Below are 19165 nucleotides of genomic sequence, written 5' to 3'. Positions count from 1 at the left end.
GAGGAAGAAGGATGGCTGAAACACATTTAAACGAACGTAACCTATACGACACGGCTGCTCCAAATAAGTCGACTGGGATTATTAACGGCGAGAGCTCGAATATCTTGAACTGGGATGATGTTCGCTTTCCATGGGCTTATCCAATGTATAAGAATATGCTTCAGAACTTCTGGATTCCCTCAGAGATTAATATGGCAAATGATATGCGCCAATGGGGGAGCTTAAGTGAGAAAGAACAAGATACGTTTAAGAAAGTAATCGGCCTGCTAGCGTTTCTTGATTCGGTCCAAACCGATTACAGCGGCAAGATTTCGGATTACTTAACCGACTCAAGTTTGGCTGCTCTTATGCAAGTATTATCCTTTCAAGAGGTTATCCACAACCAATCGTATTCTTACGTCTTATCCTCACTCGTCGAGAAGGCGGAGCAAGACCGGATCTTTGAGTATTGGAAGCACGATGAAGTCTTACTAGAACGAAATCAGTTTATCGCTGAAGGATACCTCAACTTTACGGAGGATCCAAATCCACAAACGTTTATCGAATCAATCGTATACGATGTCATTTTAGAAGGGCTGTTCTTCTACGCGGGGTTTGCCTTCTTCTACAACCTTGCCAGAAATCAGAAGATGGTTTCTACGAGTACAATGATTAATTACATTAATAGGGATGAACAGTTACACGTTCGTCTCTTCGCCAATATCTTTAAGGAGACGCTAGAAGAGAACCCTGAGCTCAACACAGAAGAAAATCTTCAGTTTGTTACGGATACATTCAAGCGTGCTGCTGAGCTTGAGATCAAATGGGCGTCCTACATTATCGGAGACGACTTTGAAGGCATTACGATGGAAGAACTTGATTCCTATATTAAGTTTATGGCAAATAAGCGCTGCGTTGAACTTGGAGCAGAGCGTCCATTCGAGCGTCACCATCGAAATCCGTTGAAATGGATTAAGGCTTACCAAGATGTGGATAGTGGGAAATCTGATTTCTTCGAACAGAAGTCCCGTCAGTACACGAAAGTAGACTATGCGGACAATGGCTTTGATGATTTGTAGACATGGATAGGAGCGAATCCCTAGTGAGGGGTTCGCTTTTTCTGTGGAAGAAAATCGGATAGTTCGGAACAAGCCCATGTTTTCTCAGAAGAAGTTACCATCTTGTGCTGCCATCAGAGCTAGTTTGTAGTTATGGATACAAATTAGGAGGGAATGACGAAAAAATGATGACCGAACCGCATACGCTTCTGTAAACTAAGAATCATGAACGTAACGAATTGGAGGTAAGGATTATGGAGGAATATTGGCTCTATGGAGTAGGGTTCCTACTTCTTATTGGAATTGGATGGGAGCTTTTATTTATTTTACCGACTAGTTGGTTAAAGGTTGAACGAGTAGAGTGGGATACGAAAGCGAAGAAGACCATTGTGCAAATTAGCGATTTGCATATCCGTCATTTACGTGTTCCAATGTCGACGATTGAGCGGACGATAAAGGATGCGTCTCCTGATTATATCTTCTTAACGGGAGATTACATTGATAAACATCCAAGCGAGCTTCCAAAGCTAGAATCATTCTTAAAGATGATTGAACGAGTAGGAGTCGAGACGTACGCTGTACTTGGCAATCATGATCGACACACGAATCAAGAAGAGGCAGTGACAGATTTATTAAAGAAGTATGGGGTTACTGTATTAAAGAATGAATATGTAGAGAAGGAAGATGTGGTAATCGTAGGGATTGATGATTATGCGCTACGCTATCACAATGTACCAGCCAGTTTTAACTTCTCGAATGAAGAAGACAAGGATGTACTTGTCCTTACTCATGACCCCGATGTAGTGACTGTCGTGGACCAGCCGTTTCACTTCTTGGTCTCAGGCCATTTACATGGGAAGCAAGTCAATGTGCCATTCTTATTTAAGTTGAAAGACATGGGACAACTAGCTAAGCAAGGCGTGTATCAAGGCCAGCATCCTCACAGCAAAGGAACCTTCTATATCTCTAAAGGGATTGGTCAATCTGCGTTAAACATCCGGTTCTTCGTTCGAAGTGAGATGACGATTCACAACCTAAATGGAAAGCGAACATAAAAAAGCAGGTGGAGAGCCACCTGCTTTTATTTATTAGTTAATGCCAAGCATTGCAAGAAGGATAATCGCAATCGTTGCAACTATCGGAATCAATAATCCGACCACAAACACGTCTTTATAAGAGTCTTTGTGTGTCAAGCCCATAACGGTGAATAGCGTTAGCAATGCACCGTTGTGTGGAAGAATGGATGCACCAGAAGCAACCGCAGTAATACGGTGGAACGCTTCAAGGCTTAATCCTTGTTCAATGGCAATGTTGTAATACTGCTGACCTAGTGCTTCAAGTGCAATTCCCATACCACCAGATGCAGAACCTGTAATCATGGCAAGTAGAGATACGGCAAATGCCTCTGAGAAGTAAGGGCTAAGTGGGATATTGAAGATCATTTCCTTCACACTTGTAAAGCCAGGTGATGCCGTAACAACAGAACCGAAACCAACTGCAGCACTCGTGTTAATGGTTGCCATGACAGAACCAGAAGCACCACCGTTAATCGCTCCGATGAACTGCTTGTAGTCACTAATGTTAAAGAGCATGATTAACAGAATACCAATGAGCAAGGAAATTAAGATACTCATATCGAACAGGTTCAGAGTAACAACGACAACGACCAACGGGATAATAGAAAGAATCCAGTTAGGCAGTTCGTCTTCATTAATTTCTTTAACTTGGTTGTCGCCTTCTGGCTCAGTGAACTGATCGCCTTGTTTATCAAGACGACTCTGACGGAACGTTAAGTAGAAATAACCACCGACAGCCATAATAATTCCGGCTACAAGACCAAGAATTGGAGCTGCGAACGGACCAGTCTGGAACGTGTTAATTGGAATGATGTTCTGGATTTGAGGAGTACCGGGTAAAGCTGTCATCGTAAAGGTGAAGGCACCTAGAACGAATGTAGTCGGAAGCAATTTACGAGATACGTTTGCTTCACGGAACATCGCTACAGCGATTGGATACACCGCGAACACGGCTACGAATAGACTTACACCGCCGTAAGTAAGAATGGCTGTAGAAAGCAACATTCCTAAGATTGCACGTTTCTTACCAATCAAGTTCGTGATTTTATAAGCTACTGATTGAGCAGCACCTGTGTCTTCCATCAACTTACCGAATACTGCACCAAATAGGAAGATAGGGAAGTAATCTTTCGCAAACCCTACGAAGCCTTCCATATACGTACCAGTATAAGAGTCAAGGATGTTCATTCCACTTAATAGGGCTACAACCCCAGAAACAAGTGGAGCGATCCAGATAATGGACCATCCTAAGTAAGCTAGAAGCATCAGGAGAATTAGGCCAATAATAATACTAAGCATAGTGGACCTCCTAATTTCTAATTTGTCTGTTTTACTATGTCCAATAAGTACGATTTTAGTTATAAAGGACTTTTTACATAATGTCAAAAAAATTCGTTTACAATGTAAAGATTCATAATATTAGCTATAGTGCCAGTATTCGCTAACTAACAATAATTTATGGTATGTAAAAATGTGGAGGTAAAGGAAGGCATAGAAAAAAAGCTTGCCAGGCGTAATGCCTGACAAGCTTCTAACTGATGGAGTTATGGAATGTCGTATCCCATGGAACTTGTGTAAATTTCAAACCATTGGTCCCGTGTCAATGTGTGAGATTGAGCCTTTATTGCACGGTCGATGCGTTCTTTCTTGCCGGAACCGACAATTGGCATAATTTGTGCAGGGTGAGAGAGCAACCACGCATACATGACTTCATCTATATGGTCTGTGCCTAGTTCGTTTGCTACTTTCTTAAGCGTTTCACGGAGACGGACTGCTTTGTCGTCTTGGCTTGTGAACACATCTCCTCCTCCAAGAGGGGACCATGCCATTGGAGCGATGCGTTTCTCTTGGCACAAGTCTAGCGTGCCGTCTTGGAAATTCTCCAAGTTGTATGGTGAAAGTTCAATTTGATTCGTGACAAGCTCAAATTCTAGATGAGCTTGAAGCATGTCGTATTGGGACTGTTTAAAGTTAGAGACACCGAAGTGACGTACTTTCCCTTCTTGCTTTAATTCCTTGAACGCTTCTGCAACCTCAGCAGGGTCCATGAATGGGTCTGGGCGATGGATTAGAAGCAAATCAATGTAATCTGTTGCGAGATTATGTAAAGATTGATTTACTGACTGAATGATATGATCTTTACTTGTGTTGTAGTGGTGAGTCTTATGATCAGGTCGATTCTCCGACGGGAGCACAATACCGCACTTCGTGACAAGTTCAATCTGTTCACGTAATTCCGGCTTAAGCTTTAGTGCTTCTCCAAATAGAGCCTCACACTCGTAATTGCCATAGATATCAGCGTGGTCAAATGTTGTGATTCCCTGGGAAATACAATATTCGACGAGTTCCAACGTCTCTTCTTTAGATATGTTCCAATCTTTCAGTCTCCAGTGACCGTGAATAATGCGAGATAGTGACAAATCGTTTGCTAGTTGAATTTTTTCCATGAATGAATCCTCCCCTGTAAACGTTGTCTTCACTATATCACAATTTATCAATGCAAGCCTTTACAAACTCTTGAAAGGATGAACAGAATGAACACACCTGACCATGCATTTTGGACCTATGTCGCTTCCCGAAAGCATAAAGGCAAGATTAAATATTTCATTATTGGCAGTCTCGTACCAGACGTAATTTATTATGTCGTGTTTTTATACTTATTAGTTTCGACGGACATCTTCTCAGTAGAAGCCATACAGTCAAATGGATTTGGGCGAGTGATGCTTGAGTTAGCGCATGCTTTATTCGCTATGCCTATCGTTACAGTCTTGCGGCAGACCTTTCACTCTTTATTTGTATGGGGGGTTATCTTTGTTGGGGTTCTTCTATGGAGAGGTTGGAAGTTGACCGCGTGGACTGCACTTCTATACGGGTGGCTTGGTCATATTATTATCGATCTCTTCACTCATGTAACCGATGCGATTCCACTCTTCTACCCTGTAAGTGATTGGGTGTTTAGAAGTGTTGTTTCATATTGGGACCCGAACTATGGAGGAGATTGGTTTACATTGTTGAACTTAATAGCAATGGGAGGAACAACACTGTATTTGGTCTATAAAAGAGTGAGTCGCAAACGCAACTCACTCCATTAATTCTTTACGATGTTTAGGTGGGGCAATGTCTTCTAGGAAATACGTTTTCTCATAGAACCATTGAATAAATGGTCCGAGCATAAGCGCTGTAATAAGCGTTCCCCAACCAACGACATCAAAGCCACCAAGCACAAATCCGATTAAAGCGAGTACACCTTCAAATAGGACTCGTACAAAGCGCTTTGATTGATTTGTATTTTCGTTTACGACCATCATAAAGTGGTCGACAGGAATATGTGGGAAAGGGGCATGAAGATAAACCGCGATGCCAAGTCCGATACACACAACCCCAATGGCGAAAACGGTCCATTGCAACCATAGCACGTCCAATACTTGATTGTTAAAGATTAAGTACAACCAAAAGTTAAGAGTTAACCCGCGGATAACACTCGGGATGATGGATTCAAAACGAGGACGTTTCTTCTCTATAAGAGCATTGATCATAACAAGCGCGACAAATCCGATAATGAGAAATACCCCAACGCTAATCGGTGTTCGTTCGGCCAGTCCTACGGCAACACTATCACCAGGAGCGACTCCAACACCAGAAATAATAAGAAGCGCAAGCCCTAAGCTTGAGACGAAGATGCCCATGAAGTAGAGCATGAGCTGAAGAACTGTTTCTTTATGCATATGAAGCCTCCTTGTAGGCTTGTCATCCTGTACCAACACTAGCATACGAAAAAAGATTCTAGAAATAAACCCTTTTTCTTCTACATGCTTTATTATCTCCTGAATGTTGTTATTGTAACAATAAAATCAAGGTACCTTCTAAAAGTGTAAAATAATTCCCATTAACCAGTTTCAATCCATTTTGTACAAGGAATAGAGTGAGGTAAGAGTTTTCACTATTATGTATGGAAGAGGGAGATCGTATGGAGCCACACAATCGCCAATTATGGAAGGTTGCGAATGCTTATTCAGAAGAGTATCTAACTCACTGTACGTATATCTGCGTCGTTGGCTCTGTTGCACAGAAAGAGGCGGATGAGTACAGTGATCTAAATTTAATTGCGTTTACAGGCAAAGAATCAACGCTCGGTGAGTATACCGTTGTCTATAAGGAAGAGTATGTCCATGTGCAGGTTAAATCTATTTTAGAATTCCCGAAGGGCGAACTGATTAAATACAACCCGTGGCACTTTCATTACTTAACGGAGGCCATGATTCTTAAAGATAACAACGGAGAATTCAAGAAATTGCAAGAATGGGCACGCTCTTATTTCCAATCTACACAAGGGAAGACAGACGTCATTGAAGATGTGAAGCGGCTTGTCCAATCACGACTTAAGTTCTCAGAGAAACAACAGAAAGAAGGGGCAAGCTTTGTGGCAACCCATGCTTTATTGGGAGCATGGAAAGAAGCTGCTTTATTGTATCAATTTATTTCCTGCCAGCACGTTTCAATGGTTCATTTAATTCCATTTCTACGTGAGAAGGGGTGGTTACAAGATACACCTGTTCCATTGTCAATGGCCAATCACCTGACTTATGAAGCCATCTTGGATACAGCGCTTCGCTTACGAGAGCATCTTCGAGAGGAAGGGTTTAGTCATCTTACGAAGCTAACGACTCTTCAAGATGAGGTGTTGACAAAGAAGTGGGAGCGCATGAAGGAGAGTGGCCAATGGGTGAACGCCGGTTGGCTTGCCTATCATAATGTCTTTCTGATTCTGATGGAGACAAGTCAAGACCAGCCCTTTGAAGTGTACTTCTCTCATCTCCCGGCTAAGATGAAACAACGTTTAAACGACTTAGGATTCAAAGAGCTCGATTATGAGCAAGTATCACTCCTTCGTCATGCAACAGAGGAACTGCTTACCACCGCAGAATCGACGATTGAACAACCTTCTTGAGGGAGAATGCCTATGATTGCCCTACGACCATTTACAAAACAGGATTATACTCAACTTATGGATTGGGTTCCAACTGAGCATGTATTGCGCCAATGGGCGGGCCCGTCATTTACATATCCGTTGACCTCACAACAACTCGATGAGTATGTAAATGAGAGGAAAGAAGACAGGTGGATTTTCACGGTCTTAAGCGTCCAATCGGGTCTCTCTATTGGACATGTCTCACTGAAACACAACGTGAAACACGATTCTGTTCGCATTGGCCGCGTGCTAGTAGGGGAGAGTGCTGAGCGTGGGAAAGGATATGGACAGGCAATTGTGAGAGCAGTGACAGACTTCTCGTTTAACGAGTTACAAGCTCATCGCGTGGAGCTAGGTGTCTTTGATTTCAATAATGCTGCTCGGCGTGCTTACACGAATGTGGGCTTTCATGAGGATGGAGTTCTTCGAGACTACCGGAAAATGGGGCGTGAGTATTGGAGCTTAGTGGAAATGTCAATTCTGAAGTCTGAGTGGCTTGAACAAGATGAGAAAGATTGATGCGTGATTTGTTGTAGACCAGATGGAAGCGTGATATACTTGAATCATGAATTGAAAACGCTTACAAAGTGGTGATGAGATGGTCTACGAAACAAAAATTCGTCAAGAAGTATTGGATCGTATGACAGGGTCAGAGCAGAACTACAGTGAGTTTCATCCAATTGCGAACTATAGTCTCGTTGTGGCGTCCATCTTGCTTATTGTGTTTGGAGTGTTTTAATCGGTAGAAGGTATGTGCGTTTCTCGTCCAATTACAAAGATTGAAAAAGCCCCGCTTACGATAAGCGGGGCTTTTCTATGAGGATTAATGACTAGCGGCTGTTGCATCTGGCTTGTCGTAGACAGCCAATTGATTAATGAGTTGAGCGCTTCGGTCATTCAGTCCAACGACTTGAACGTCTTTTCCTTGGTTCTTGAATTTCATGACCACTTTGTCGATGGCTCCTACTGCAGAATCATCGTGAACATGAGCATCTGTAAAGTCAAGGATAACCGTTGACGCATCTACTTTATAATTGAAGTAATCAGGCAAGTCATTCGATGATACGAAGAATAGCTCTCCGTGAACCTCAAATGTCATCGTATCAAGCTTAGCATCAAATTTCTCTTCTACTTTAAGCTTCGAGATCTTCGCTGCGAAGAATAGGGCACTTAGAATTACACCAGTGATAACACCAATTGAAAGGTCATGCGTGTACACGACAACTCCTACTGTAATGACCATGACAGCAGCGTCAGACAGTGGCATACGATGTAACTTCGTCAAGGATGACCAATCGAATGTACCGATGGAAACCATGATCATGACACCTACGAGTGCGGCCATTGGAATTTGAATCAATAGGCCGTTAAGAACAATAATGAGGAACATTAGGAATGCACCAGCAACAAACGTAGATAGACGACCGCGTCCTCCAGATTTCACGTTAATGACAGATTGACCAATCATCGCACAGCCAGCCATTCCGCCAAAGAAACCTGTTACAAAGTTCGCAATCCCTTGTCCACGAGCCTCTTTGTTCTTGTTACTTCCTGTATCCGTCATATCATCCACAATTTGAGACGTTAGTAAAGATTCAACAAGCCCAACAATTGCTAAGGCAATGGAATAAGGCAAGATAATCTGAAGTGTCTCGAAGTTAAGCGGGATATCAGGTAACGCAAAGATTGGGAGCGTCTGACTCAATTCGCCCATATCTCCAACGGTCTTCGTAGACGCGTTCGTCATAACTGCAATAACGGTAATCACGACGATTGCAACAAGTGGAGATGGAATGGAGCTTGTGAGACGTGGGAATAGATAGATGATGGCAAGAGAACCTGCAACCATTGCGTACATGACCCAACCTTCTCCAGCAAAGTGCTCCAATTGAGACATGAAGATTAAGATTGCAAGTGAATTCACAAACCCAGTCATAACAGAACGTGGAATAAAGCGCATTAACCGCGCAATCTTAAGTGACCCAAAAATAATTTGAATAATACCAGTAAGAACCGTTGCAGCGAGCAAATACTCAATTCCGTAGTCGCGTACAAGACCACCCATGAGCAAGGCCATGGCACCTGTAGCCGCTGAAATCATACCTGGTCGTCCGCCGACAAAGGCTATGATGACAGCGATACAGAAGGAAGCGTACAGTCCAACCATCGGATCGACACCAGCGACAAGTGAGAAAGCAATCGCCTCAGGGATTAGAGCTAATGCGACGACAATCCCTGCAAGTACATCACTTTTCACGTTGCCTAGCCACTGCTGTCGGATTGTTTGTGCTAGATTCATACATCCACCTCTTTCTTTTAATTTTTGCTTTCGTTCTCCAAAAGCGAAACCGAACAGAACGAAAGAAATTATATCACGGGTTGCTAAAGAAAGATAACCCCATGTAAGCGATTAATTCACATTTTTTCTCGGTAATTCTTTCAAACACATGCATAAAGGTCCATGAATCATAAAATTTGCTGTCGGTCCCTCTAAGGGGACGTATGTTCAAACAACTGTCACACCTATGAAAAAGGGGTTTAAGTCGACGATAACGAAAGGAAAGGGGAAGGATAGGAAGAAATTTAGGGGGGGTTCTATGTTTAATAAAATACTACTAGCAACAGACGGTACAGAACACGGTCTAGAAACGGTCAAACGTGCAGCTCACTTAGCATCCATCGAACAAGACGCATCTGTCACGGTTTTATATGTTATTGATGCAAACTCCTCGAAACATGACGTCATTTCACAAGGGAGCATAGGAGTCGACCATACAAGGTATGAGAGGGTTCGTCCGATCGAAGAGCAGCTAAACTTTAAAGGTGTACCTTACACGCTAGAAATGGTGAAAGGAGACCCTAGTCGAGAGATATCGGATTATGCCAACAGGCATGAGTACGATATCGTCGTGATGGGGAGCCGTGGCTTGAATGCCTTTCAAGAGGTACTGCTAGGAAGTGTGAGTCATAAAGTTACCCGTGAAGTTGATTGTCCTGTCATGATTATTAAATAGTCTCATTCGTTTAATGGCTTTTCTTATTAAATATTATCAAGAATAATGCGCATGACTGGAGTCATGCGCATTATTCTATAGGTAGCACACCATGGATGTCTCGTCGATGTAGCCCTTATTTGTTTTTAAGGAGTGTTGGAGAATGCCATAGCTCATAAAGCCACAAGACTGATAGAGGGAGGAAGCTCGTTTATTTAGCGTAGCCACTTCTAGTGTCAGCATTTCTAGGTCGCGCTGCTTGGCCGAGTGGAGGATAGCTTCCATCAATTGCTTTCCAACCCCGTTCTTTCGTGATGCTGGAGCAACGTACATTGCGACGATGGTTCCTTTGTGTCTTGAACGATAAGCTCCACTTAACAGTAATGTGACTACCCCGACTAATTCTCCTTCTTTAAATGCTCCAATCGTTTCACTACGATGGTCTGCCAGTTGACGTTTGGTTTGTGACAGTGCGTCGTCTTTTGCTCTTCTTTCTTCGACGGTCGTTAAGAAGGCGGTTGGGCTCTCCTCTAATGCATGAAGTCGAAATGCCCAGTAAGTGGCTGCATCTTCTTCGACTAACGTTCGCAATTTCAACAGAATCCCTCCTATTTAATAGAGTGTAACGAAGCTTGGCTCTTTCGCTTTAGCCAATCATTCATTCCCCACAATGTAAGTAGGAGAACACTTAATAGAATAGCAAAGGTGATCCAGACCCCTTGAACAAATGGGAGCACCCACAAGATAATAATAAGTACAGAACCAGCTAATGCTTGCATAATGAGACTCATGAATGGCATGAGAGAACGAAAGACTTGCTGTTCATCGTTCCAGTGCAAGTTCGGTTGGGATGAGTCTAATATCAATCCATAGATTGAACTAATCCAGTTTATGATTCCGCTCAACAATAACCAGAGAGGGAGGATGATTGAGAACCCTTGCAAGAACCAAATCATAATCCCCCCGACAAATACAAGTCCAATCCACTGAATTAGAAATGCAACAAACGCTTTGCTGTAGAAAACAGTTTTAGTCGTAATGGGCATGTATAAAAAGGCAAACCAGTTCGCTCCCTCCCTTGAAATGGAAGAAGTCGCAGTGGGATTTGAGCCAATTGTGACAATCGTTGCCCCTAAAGCAAGCAACAGAACATGACCTTGGTCCATCGTTTGAAGGTTAGTTCGTATAAGTTGCAGATTGCCATCCATAAATAGAATGACTACAAGTAAAAGCGGGAGCGTCATGTTGTTCACAACACATTGAATGAAGAATGCAGGAGTTCGAAAGATGGTTTTAATATCTCTCCTTATCAAGCTCCAGAACGGTGTGCTGCCTTTCATATGGTCACTGGTCAACTCTTTCATTTGTTTACCTTTAGACCCAGACTGAATGCCTCTGACTCCTTTAAAGTATAGACGCTGTCCAACTGAGATATAGAGAGCAACAGCTACTGCTGTAATCAGAAGAAACGCTAGTGTAGAAACAATGCTCCAACCAAGGTTGTCTGCTGTCAGCATTTGTGTAGCCACATATGTATTGGGAAGAACCTTCGTTATGTTCCAGAGTAAATCGTTTTGTCCAGACAGCCACTGTGCTAAATCTTGCCCCACCTCTTCAGAAGATTGGTTCAAGCGAACGAGAATGTTAATTCCAATCGCGAATAAGATGCCTATAAAACCCGCAATGGTTTTCGTTCGGTCTTTGTTCTTGGCAATATTCGCATAACGCATGACCACCATCATAAGTAAAGCAATAAGGATGAATGGGATGATTGGGAATGTTGCTAGCACCAGTACACTCGTGAGTACATACAAGAGTCCCCCTCCAGCTTGACTACCGTAAAAGAAAAACACCGGGCCGAGCAGAAGCGTAGAGTACAAATATCCTTTAAGAAGAGGAGATAACGACTTCCCAATGATGATTTGGTACGGCTGAAACGGCATGGGCAGATACGATTCAATATCCTCTGAGAAGTAGAAAGAAGACAGGATTGAGAAAATGGTGAAGAATAGTACCGCAAATGCTGCTCCGAACAGAGCCACAGCTATAATGAGTGAATCCTGTCCTAATGGCTCAAGCAACGCGTAAGCATTGGATACAATCGTTCCCAATAAATATAGAAGCACGGCACCAAGCGGGAGAGCTGCCATAATGGCAATTGCTACACCGACTTTGTATTTGCTATCTTTGTCACGCATAGAGAAGTGAAGCTTTACCATTAGTCTGAACAGAAGGAATGCCTTATTCATGGTTGGTAAGCTCCAGGAAGATATGTTCAAGTGTCTGGTCCTCTTTAAATTGCTTCTTCATCTCCTTCATGTCTCCATTAAACAGAATCTCTCCGTTTGAAATGATGGCAACCTCATCGCATAATTGTTCGACTACTTCTAGAACGTGTGTTGAGAAGAAGACTGTCTTTCCTTTCTCTGCATGTTCTTTCATCATTTCCTTTAATGTGAACGCGCTCTTGGGATCGAGTCCTGTGAGTGGTTCGTCTAGAATCCATACATCAGGGTCGTGGAGAAGCACACCTGTGACGATAATTTTTTGACGCATTCCGTGTGAGTAGGATTGAATGGTGTCATTCAGGACTTCAAAGATTCCAAACTCCTTCGTGAAATGCTCAATCCGTTCTTTCCTTGTCTTTGTATCTACATCATATAAGTCTCCAATAAAGTTTAAGTATTCAACCCCCTTTAATCGAAGAAACTGGTCGGGTGAATCGGACACATATCCAAATGAACGTTTCGCCTCTAGGGCATCGGTTGTGATATCGAAGCCGTTCATTGTGATTTGACCTTCGTCCAACGGAAGGATTCCAGTCATCATCTTAATGGTTGTAGATTTACCGGCCCCATTTGGACCGAGGAAACCAAAGATTTTACCGCTTGGGATGGTTAAAGATAAATTTGTTACGGCCTGTTTTTGGCCGTCATAAGTTTTAGAAACGCCTGTTAACTCGATCATTTGGTCACTCCTTGATTCAATAAGAGAATAGCTAAGTGGTTCTATTGTAGCATGCTTGTAACCTACCATTTATTTACTAATGGGTAAAGGGAATTATTGATGTATTTTGAATATTTCCGTGTGTATTGTAAGGGAGGATTCCCTTACGTATAATGTCCTCTAAACAACCAGGGGGCGACAACTTATGAAGCAATCCTTTCTACTACGAGAAATTGTACTAATATTAACGATTACAATCGGTGTATTAATGGTAGCCGTTGTTCACAACTTTTCCATGACGCTTGCCATTGTTCCTGGTTTCGCTATACTCCTTTATTTCTTCTATAAGAAAGGGTATACCCATGCGCATTTGAGAGATGCCATTACGACAGGGATAAAACGAAATAAGGAAGTTGCGTGGCTTCTGATGTTCGTTGGCATGGTGCTTCCAACTTGGAAGCTTGCTGGGACGGTGGAGGATATGAATACGGTCTTTCTTTCCTTTATCTCTGCAGACCACTTTCTCATGATGACGTTTCTAGTTACCATGCTGATGTCGTTAGTGATCGGTTCAGCTGTTGGAAGTTTAAGCGTGGTTGGGGTACCGGTCATGGCGGCAGCAGGAACAATCGATGTATCATTAGGATACGTGGCAGGAGCCTTAGTTTCAGGGGCGTTTGTAGGAGATCGAACCTCACCTTTATCCACATCCTTTCAGCTCATTATTCATTCGCTTGACCTTAATGTAAGGAGGCAGCTCTTACGTATTCTGCCAACGTTAATCGGAAGTGTTCTAGTGACGGTTCTTGCTTACTTCGTCATGGATCTCGTTGTTCTCGATGTAGAAGCGGGTGCTTTCTCAAGTGAAAATTTGGACGGACTATCGACCCCTCAACTCGTGATTTCTTTGCTCCCACCATTTGTGTTGATGGTCGCTATTCTATGGATTGGGAAGACAAAGCATGCATTTATGCTGAGTATCGGCACTGCATTAGTTGTCCTGATGATACGCGGCGAGTCGGTCATAGAATGGTCAACGCTCATCTTTACAGGGTTTGATAGCCACACAGGAATCTTCTCTATGTTACCATTCATTGTCTTTATACTTGTTGTGGGGGTATTCTCACAAATTATAGAAGATACCGAGATGCTACAGCCTTATATTGATAAGGTCTTTACAAATTCTGATTCCCTTACGAAGAATACGTGGCAAACGGTAGGGGTTGCGTTTGGGATTGCTTTCATCTCACCGAACCAATCGTTTCCGGTCATTCTAACAGGGCGTGCGTTAAAGCCTCACTGGGAAGCGAACTTCTCGAAAGGACAGTTAGGCCGAATTATTGCAGACACAACCGTCGTCTTCACAGGTATGGTCCCTTGGAGCATGCTTGCGCTACTGTGTGCTGCTCTTGTCGGTGTCCCAGTACTTGACTTTGTTCCCTTCGCCTTCTTCTTGCTCATCACACCGTTTATGACGATTCTCGCTTCATGGTGGACTGAAAGAAGACAAGCCAAGCGGGCTTATGAGGTAGGCGAACAGCACGTATCTGGGATGTAATCAAATAGGATGGAAGACAGAAGGACAAAATTTCAAGATTTTGTCCTTTCTTTATATGAACTTCACTACGCTTCTTTTATCGAGTTCTTCACTAGGATGCCCATAAACAATCTATACCGAGAAATGAACAAGTTTACCGTATGTTAGTATGGTGTAAAGGAAGAATAATCCAGCCTGCGTTAATCTTCTCTATATGTCTTCCTTGAATTTATAAAGACTGAAGCCAACTATGGTTATTTTTATGTAAGCGTAGAACGTAACAATAGGCTATATTCGAGTTTCATAACACGAGGAGGTCGTATGATGCGAATCGTTTCAATTTGCCCAAGTAATACAGAAATTCTTGCCTACTTAGGTGCCATGGAAGATGTTGTCGCGGTGGACGATTTCTCGGACTGGCCTCAATCTGTACAAGCTTTACCAAAGGTAGGTCCTGATCTCTCTATTGATATGGATGCAGTAGAGCAACTTGAACCGGATCTTGTCGTCGCTTCGTTAAGTGTACCTGGAATGGAGCGGAACATTGAGGAGTTAGAGCGACGAAAGCTTCCATATGTGATCCTCAATCCGAATTCCCTTAAAGAGATCTTGGAGGATGTTCATCATCTTGGTGTGATGATTGGGAGAGAGGAAAGAGCGGCTGAGGTGACGACTAAGTGTGAAGCGATTCAGTCTACATATAGAGAGCAAGCTTCTACTCTCGAACACTTGAAAACTCTTTATTGGGAATGGTGGCCAAAGCCCGTCTTCACCCCGGGAGGCCCAAATTGGCTGACTGAATTGAGTCTCCTAGCAGGTGGGCGTAATCTCTATGAAGACGCTGAACAAGCTAGCGTCCAAACGGACTGGGATGACGTGAGGAGACGAAATCCTGATGTCGTATGCATGGTTTGGGTGGGTGTCAACGAGAAGAAGATGAAGCCCTCTCTTATTCGTAAGCGTCCTGGTTGGGACAACGTACCTGCTATTCGAGACGATCACATTTACCCTTTACCAGAGTCACTTTACTGTCGTCCATCGCCAAGATTATTCTATGGACTGCAGAAGTTGGCATACTTGCTTCATCCAACCGTATTTCCTGAACCATTCGAAGATCCGTTATTAAAGTGTGAAAATTTAGAAAAATAATTAGTGAAAAGCAGGAATGTTCCTCACCTTTGTGAAAATAGATGAGAAGGACCTAGTTATTATCATGTATGATGTAAGCGCTTCCTTATGATTTGGGACCATTCTACCATAACTGGAGGTTTGAGAAGAATGATGAATATCCCTTTGCTCGTGTCCGATATGTTGGAACGTGCAGAAAAGTATTTTCCGAACAAAGAAGTCATTTCACGTACACAAAAGAAAATCCAGCGATTGTCCTACAAGGAGATCGGCCAACGTACTCGCAGGCTTTCAAGTGCTCTTGAACAGCTCGGCGTGCAAAGGGGCGAGAAAGTAGGAACAGTAGCTTGGAACCATCACCGTCACTTAGAAGCTTATTTCGGCATACCTGGAATGGGAGGGGTCTTGCACACCATTAACCTTCGACTTTCTCCAAAGCATGTGGCGTACATTATTAATCATGCTGAAGACCAAGTGCTTCTCATTGACGAAGATGTACTTCCGCTTATTGAAGCAGTCAAAGGTGAAATCTCTAACGTTAAAGCATTTGTCATTATGACGGATGATGAAGAGGTGCCTGAAACCACACTATCGCCTGTGTATCATTACGAGCGGCTACTTGAAACAGGGAACCCGGAATACGAATTCCGTAAAGACTTGGATGAAAATGATGCCGCTGGGTTGTGTTATACCTCTGCTACGACAGGAAATCCAAAGGGTGTCCTATACAACCACAGAGGGACCGTGCTACATGCGATGGCATTAGGTCTAGCTGATGGATGTGGGGTGTCTGAGGCAGATGTGAGTATGCCGGTTGTTCCTATGTTTCACGTCAACGCATGGGGTATGCCGTATGGGGCGACGTGGTTTGGGTCCACTCAAGTGATGCCAGGTCCACGATTTACTCCTAAATTGCTAGCAGAATTGATTGAGGAATATAAGGTCACCACAACGGCTGGGGTTCCGACCATTTGGCTTGGGTTGCTGAAGGAATTTGAGACGGGTGACTTTGACACGAGCAGTCTTCGCGCAGTTGTGTGTGGTGGTTCGGCTGCACCTAAAGGAATGATTAAGACGTTTGAAGAGAAGTATGGAATTCCGTTCCTTCATGCGTATGGCATGACCGAAACGACACCGATGGTAACCGTATCTCGACTGAAGAGCTATCAGACCGACTTAAGCAATGAAGAGCGACTAGATATCCGGGCAAAGCAAGGTACGCCTGTCCCGCTCATTGATTTGAAAGTTGTCGGGCAGAATGGTGAAGTGGCTTGGGATGGTAAAGAGATGGGAGAACTGTTGCTAAGAGGGAACTGGATTGCGAGTGAGTATTTGGACGACGAACGCTCAAGCGAGGCATTTCAAGATGGATGGCTTCATACTGGGGATGTCGTGACGATTGATGAAGAAGGATTTATTAAGATCGTTGACCGAACGAAGGACCTTATAAAGAGTGGGGGAGAATGGATTTCCTCTGTAGACCTTGAAAATGCGCTGATGGCACACGAAGACGTCTTTGAAGCGGCTGTTGTTGCCTTGCCTCACCCTGAGTGGCAGGAACGTCCTGTCGCTTGTGTAGTGTTGAAGGAAGGGCGTCAAACAAAGAAAGAAGACATCTACGACTTTCTACGACCGCAATTTGCGAAGTGGTGGCTGCCAGATGAGGTTCTCTTTATGGAGGAAATTCCAAAAACATCGGTTGGGAAATTCTTAAAACGAGCTTTGCGTAAGCAAGTAGAAGATACGCTTACCCTACGTTAACAGAAAGGAGTGCCCTTTATGGGCACTCCACAGGTTGCCGAGGAAGTCTCGGCAACCTTTATTTATTTTTCTGATCTTCATTAGACCCCTGCGTTGATTTGTTATTCTAGTTATAACTAAGAAATCATTACCTGCTATGTGTGGGATGACTCCAAAGAATAAGTTCGGTTGAATGTAGCTTCGCAGATTCAAAAGAACTGAACGGGCTGCGTTATTGTCGCTTGCGCGGAAAAGAAAAGGTACGCGAACAAGCATTACTCACGGCGGTCTGCCCGCACGATTCACACAATAAAAGCTGTCAGAAAACACGGGGTTTCTCTACAAGCTGAGGGGTGCACCCCTTTTCACTTTAGATGGCGAGTGTAAATAAATGCTGTAGTTCTCTAAGAGAATGAATCGTGTAGTCACTATTTGTCTTTGGATTCTTGCGTAGATGGTCAGCGAGCACGGTGCTCATACCAACTTCTTTCGCACCCGCAATATCATGGTCTTCATGGTCACCAACGAAAATACTGTTCACAGGCATGGTATCAACTTCTTTCATCGCCTTCTCAAACAAGTGGCGGTCAGGCTTCTGATAGCCTTCTAGTTCCGAAATTAGTATCGTATCACAGAGGCTATGGAGCTTAAGAGCGTGAATATTTCGCCACTGAAATTCGCCTCTTCCATTCGTCACGATCCCAACTTTGTAGCCATTGTCTTTGAAATATTGAATAGTCTCCACAACATCAGGAAAAGGAAGGCAATCATAATAGAAGCGCTGAACATAGTCACTCAAGAGCTTCTGCCAGCTCCGTTGCGGCAATTTATATTCTTGTTCAATTGACTGGTAGACTTTATCCTTCCAGACATAGTCATCTTCTTCAAGATGAATAAATCGCTCGTAGTACTCATCGATTGGCACGTTCTGAAACCACTGTGGAAATCGTTTGTGCTGGTTCTCAAGAAACTTCTTTAAACTAGATGCACGGTCGACGAGAGTACCGTCTAAATCAAAAAAGATGGCTTTATTCATCCAGTCTACCTCCTTTCAGAACGCTTCTGCCCATTTGGATGAGACTGTCATACGTTCCATCCTCGAGCTTCACGGCTTGTTTCTTCTCTCCCTCTTGGACAAATCCTAGAGAAGTATACAGATGTATGGCTTGTTCATTCTGCTTGAATACTTCAAGCGCTAGCTTTTCGATTGTTGGATGAGCCTCGGCCCACGCTCGTGCGTGTTGCAACAGCAATCGCCCAAGGCCAAGATTCTGATAAGCTGAGTCAATGCTCATTCCGATATCAGCTACGTGGGAAAGCCGTTTCCTAGAACTGTTCATTAAATCGAGCATGCCTACTAATCTTGTCTCATGGAACAATAACAGAAATAAACGGCCTCTTGCATACATAAATTGTTTAATCATTCGTTTCTCCCTACGAAGAGGGACTAAATATTCAGTTGGTTTGGTAATTAAATAGTCCGCTTCCTGAAGCATCGTCTTCGTAAAGTTCAACACGTCTTTGCCGTCTTTAGGATGAGCAGAACGCAGCGTGTACAGCGACCCATTTTTGTCTTGCACCACTATAGGTTCAAAAATAGCCATTATTTTCACCACGATTATTGTAGGTTAGAGTAAGAATTGTTAATATTTTCTTAATATTAACAGAAAAGATTGGAAGTGTGTATAGAGTTGCTTAAGATAAATTGGAAGGGGCAAGAGCTGTTCAATCTAGATAAG

General features: G+C 43.2%; 19 protein-coding genes and 1 pseudogene. 11 read left to right on the top strand and 9 right to left on the bottom strand.

From position 1 onward, the window contains the following. Positions 1–11: 11 nt before the first annotated feature. Both H513_RS0108370 and H513_RS0108365 read left to right on the top strand, forming a co-directional pair. On the top strand, positions 12–1058 hold the full coding sequence (locus H513_RS0108370; RefSeq protein WP_026800340.1) for a ribonucleotide-diphosphate reductase subunit beta: 1047 nt from the start codon (positions 12–14) through the stop codon (positions 1056–1058). Between the two features lie 233 nt (positions 1059–1291). Next, positions 1292–2092 (top strand): metallophosphoesterase, encoded by an 801-nt coding sequence (locus tag H513_RS0108365; protein WP_036769488.1) that lies wholly within the window; start codon positions 1292–1294, stop codon positions 2090–2092. A 33-nt stretch (positions 2093–2125) separates the two neighbouring features. On the opposite strand, the gene H513_RS0108360 is transcribed toward H513_RS0108365, so the two are convergent. Beyond that, the gene (locus tag H513_RS0108360) at positions 2126–3412 is read right to left on the bottom strand and encodes a GntP family permease (RefSeq protein WP_026800338.1); all 1287 of its coding nucleotides are present in this window, start codon (positions 3410–3412) and stop codon (positions 2126–2128) included. Positions 3413–3657: 245 nt separating this feature from the next. Next, positions 3658–4560, bottom strand: a complete 903-nt coding sequence (locus H513_RS0108355; RefSeq protein ID WP_026800337.1) for an aldo/keto reductase — start codon at positions 4558–4560, stop codon at positions 3658–3660. Positions 4561–4647: 87 nt separating this feature from the next. Between H513_RS0108355 and H513_RS0108350 the strand changes: the two genes are divergently transcribed. Next, positions 4648–5205, top strand: coding sequence for a metal-dependent hydrolase (locus H513_RS0108350; RefSeq protein ID WP_026800336.1), 558 nt, complete (start codon positions 4648–4650; stop codon positions 5203–5205). Here the strand turns inward: H513_RS0108350 and H513_RS19845 are convergent. Then, positions 5194–5838, bottom strand: coding sequence for a YczE/YyaS/YitT family protein (locus H513_RS19845; protein ID WP_051239802.1), 645 nt, complete (start codon positions 5836–5838; stop codon positions 5194–5196). The genes H513_RS0108350 and H513_RS19845 overlap by 12 nt on opposite strands. Before the next feature lie 224 nt (positions 5839–6062). On the opposite strand from H513_RS19845, the gene H513_RS0108340 reads away from it, so the two are divergent. From H513_RS0108340 to H513_RS21560, 3 genes are all read left to right on the top strand, one after another. Continuing rightward, complete coding sequence (locus tag H513_RS0108340; protein WP_156111436.1) at positions 6063–7061, top strand: hypothetical protein; 999 nt, start codon at positions 6063–6065, stop codon at positions 7059–7061. Positions 7062–7073: 12 nt separating this feature from the next. After that, positions 7074–7601, top strand: a complete 528-nt coding sequence (locus H513_RS0108335) for a GNAT family N-acetyltransferase (RefSeq protein ID WP_026800334.1) — start codon at positions 7074–7076, stop codon at positions 7599–7601. Positions 7602–7680: 79 nt separating this feature from the next. Beyond that, a complete protein-coding gene (locus tag H513_RS21560; RefSeq protein WP_154655210.1) occupies positions 7681–7821 on the top strand; it encodes a hypothetical protein in 141 nt (46 codons plus the stop codon). 84 nt (positions 7822–7905) lie between these two features. Here H513_RS21560 and H513_RS0108325 read toward each other — a convergent pair whose 3' ends face one another. Then, a complete protein-coding gene (locus tag H513_RS0108325) occupies positions 7906–9381 on the bottom strand; it encodes a SulP family inorganic anion transporter (RefSeq protein ID WP_026800333.1) in 1476 nt (491 codons plus the stop codon). Positions 9382–9679: 298 nt separating this feature from the next. Here H513_RS0108325 and H513_RS0108320 point away from each other — a divergent pair, with 298 nt between their 5' ends. Then, the gene (locus H513_RS0108320; protein ID WP_026800332.1) at positions 9680–10096 is read left to right on the top strand and encodes a universal stress protein; all 417 of its coding nucleotides are present in this window, start codon (positions 9680–9682) and stop codon (positions 10094–10096) included. Between the two features lie 75 nt (positions 10097–10171). Here H513_RS0108320 and H513_RS0108315 read toward each other — a convergent pair whose 3' ends face one another. The 3 genes from H513_RS0108315 to H513_RS0108305 are packed head-to-tail and all read right to left on the bottom strand — an operon-like array spanning position 10172 to position 13042. Continuing rightward, a complete protein-coding gene (locus H513_RS0108315) occupies positions 10172–10672 on the bottom strand; it encodes a GNAT family N-acetyltransferase (RefSeq protein WP_026800331.1) in 501 nt (166 codons plus the stop codon). Positions 10673–10683: 11 nt separating this feature from the next. Beyond that, positions 10684–12324 (bottom strand): putative ABC transporter permease subunit, encoded by a 1641-nt coding sequence (locus H513_RS0108310; protein WP_026800330.1) that lies wholly within the window; start codon positions 12322–12324, stop codon positions 10684–10686. Further along, complete coding sequence (locus H513_RS0108305) at positions 12317–13042, bottom strand: ABC transporter ATP-binding protein (RefSeq protein WP_026800329.1); 726 nt, start codon at positions 13040–13042, stop codon at positions 12317–12319. Before H513_RS0108305 ends, H513_RS0108310 begins: the two co-directional genes overlap by 8 nt. A 184-nt stretch (positions 13043–13226) precedes the next feature. On the opposite strand from H513_RS0108305, the gene H513_RS0108300 reads away from it, so the two are divergent. From H513_RS0108300 to H513_RS22265, 4 genes and pseudogenes are all read left to right on the top strand, one after another. Next, positions 13227–14579, top strand: a complete 1353-nt coding sequence (locus tag H513_RS0108300) for a Na+/H+ antiporter NhaC family protein (RefSeq protein WP_026800328.1) — start codon at positions 13227–13229, stop codon at positions 14577–14579. A 303-nt stretch (positions 14580–14882) separates the two neighbouring features. Then, positions 14883–15707 carry a cobalamin-binding protein gene (locus tag H513_RS0108295; protein ID WP_026800327.1) on the top strand — a complete coding sequence of 275 codons (825 nt, stop codon included), beginning with the start codon at positions 14883–14885 and terminating at the stop codon, positions 15705–15707. Positions 15708–15836: 129 nt separating this feature from the next. Beyond that, positions 15837–17447 (top strand): long-chain fatty acid--CoA ligase, encoded by a 1611-nt coding sequence (locus H513_RS0108290; protein WP_026800326.1) that lies wholly within the window; start codon positions 15837–15839, stop codon positions 17445–17447. A 155-nt stretch (positions 17448–17602) separates the two neighbouring features. Then, positions 17603–17776 (top strand): annotated as a pseudogene (locus H513_RS22265) (transposase); the annotation flags it as partial. Positions 17777–17796: 20 nt separating this feature from the next. Here H513_RS22265 and H513_RS0108285 read toward each other — a convergent pair. Beyond that, entirely contained in the window at positions 17797–18462 is a 666-nt protein-coding gene (locus tag H513_RS0108285) for an HAD family hydrolase (RefSeq protein WP_026800325.1), read from the bottom strand. Further along, positions 18455–19030 (bottom strand): GNAT family N-acetyltransferase, encoded by a 576-nt coding sequence (locus H513_RS0108280; protein ID WP_026800324.1) that lies wholly within the window; start codon positions 19028–19030, stop codon positions 18455–18457. Before H513_RS0108280 ends, H513_RS0108285 begins: the two co-directional genes overlap by 8 nt. Positions 19031–19165: the final 135 nt, after the last annotated feature.

It is taken from the genome of Pontibacillus halophilus JSM 076056 = DSM 19796 (assembly GCF_000425205.1).
In the GTDB taxonomy this organism is placed as follows: domain Bacteria; phylum Bacillota; class Bacilli; order Bacillales; family BH030062; genus Pontibacillus_A; species Pontibacillus_A halophilus.
Note: the sequence above shows the minus strand (reverse complement) of the source record. Positions and strands in the feature narration are given on the sequence as shown.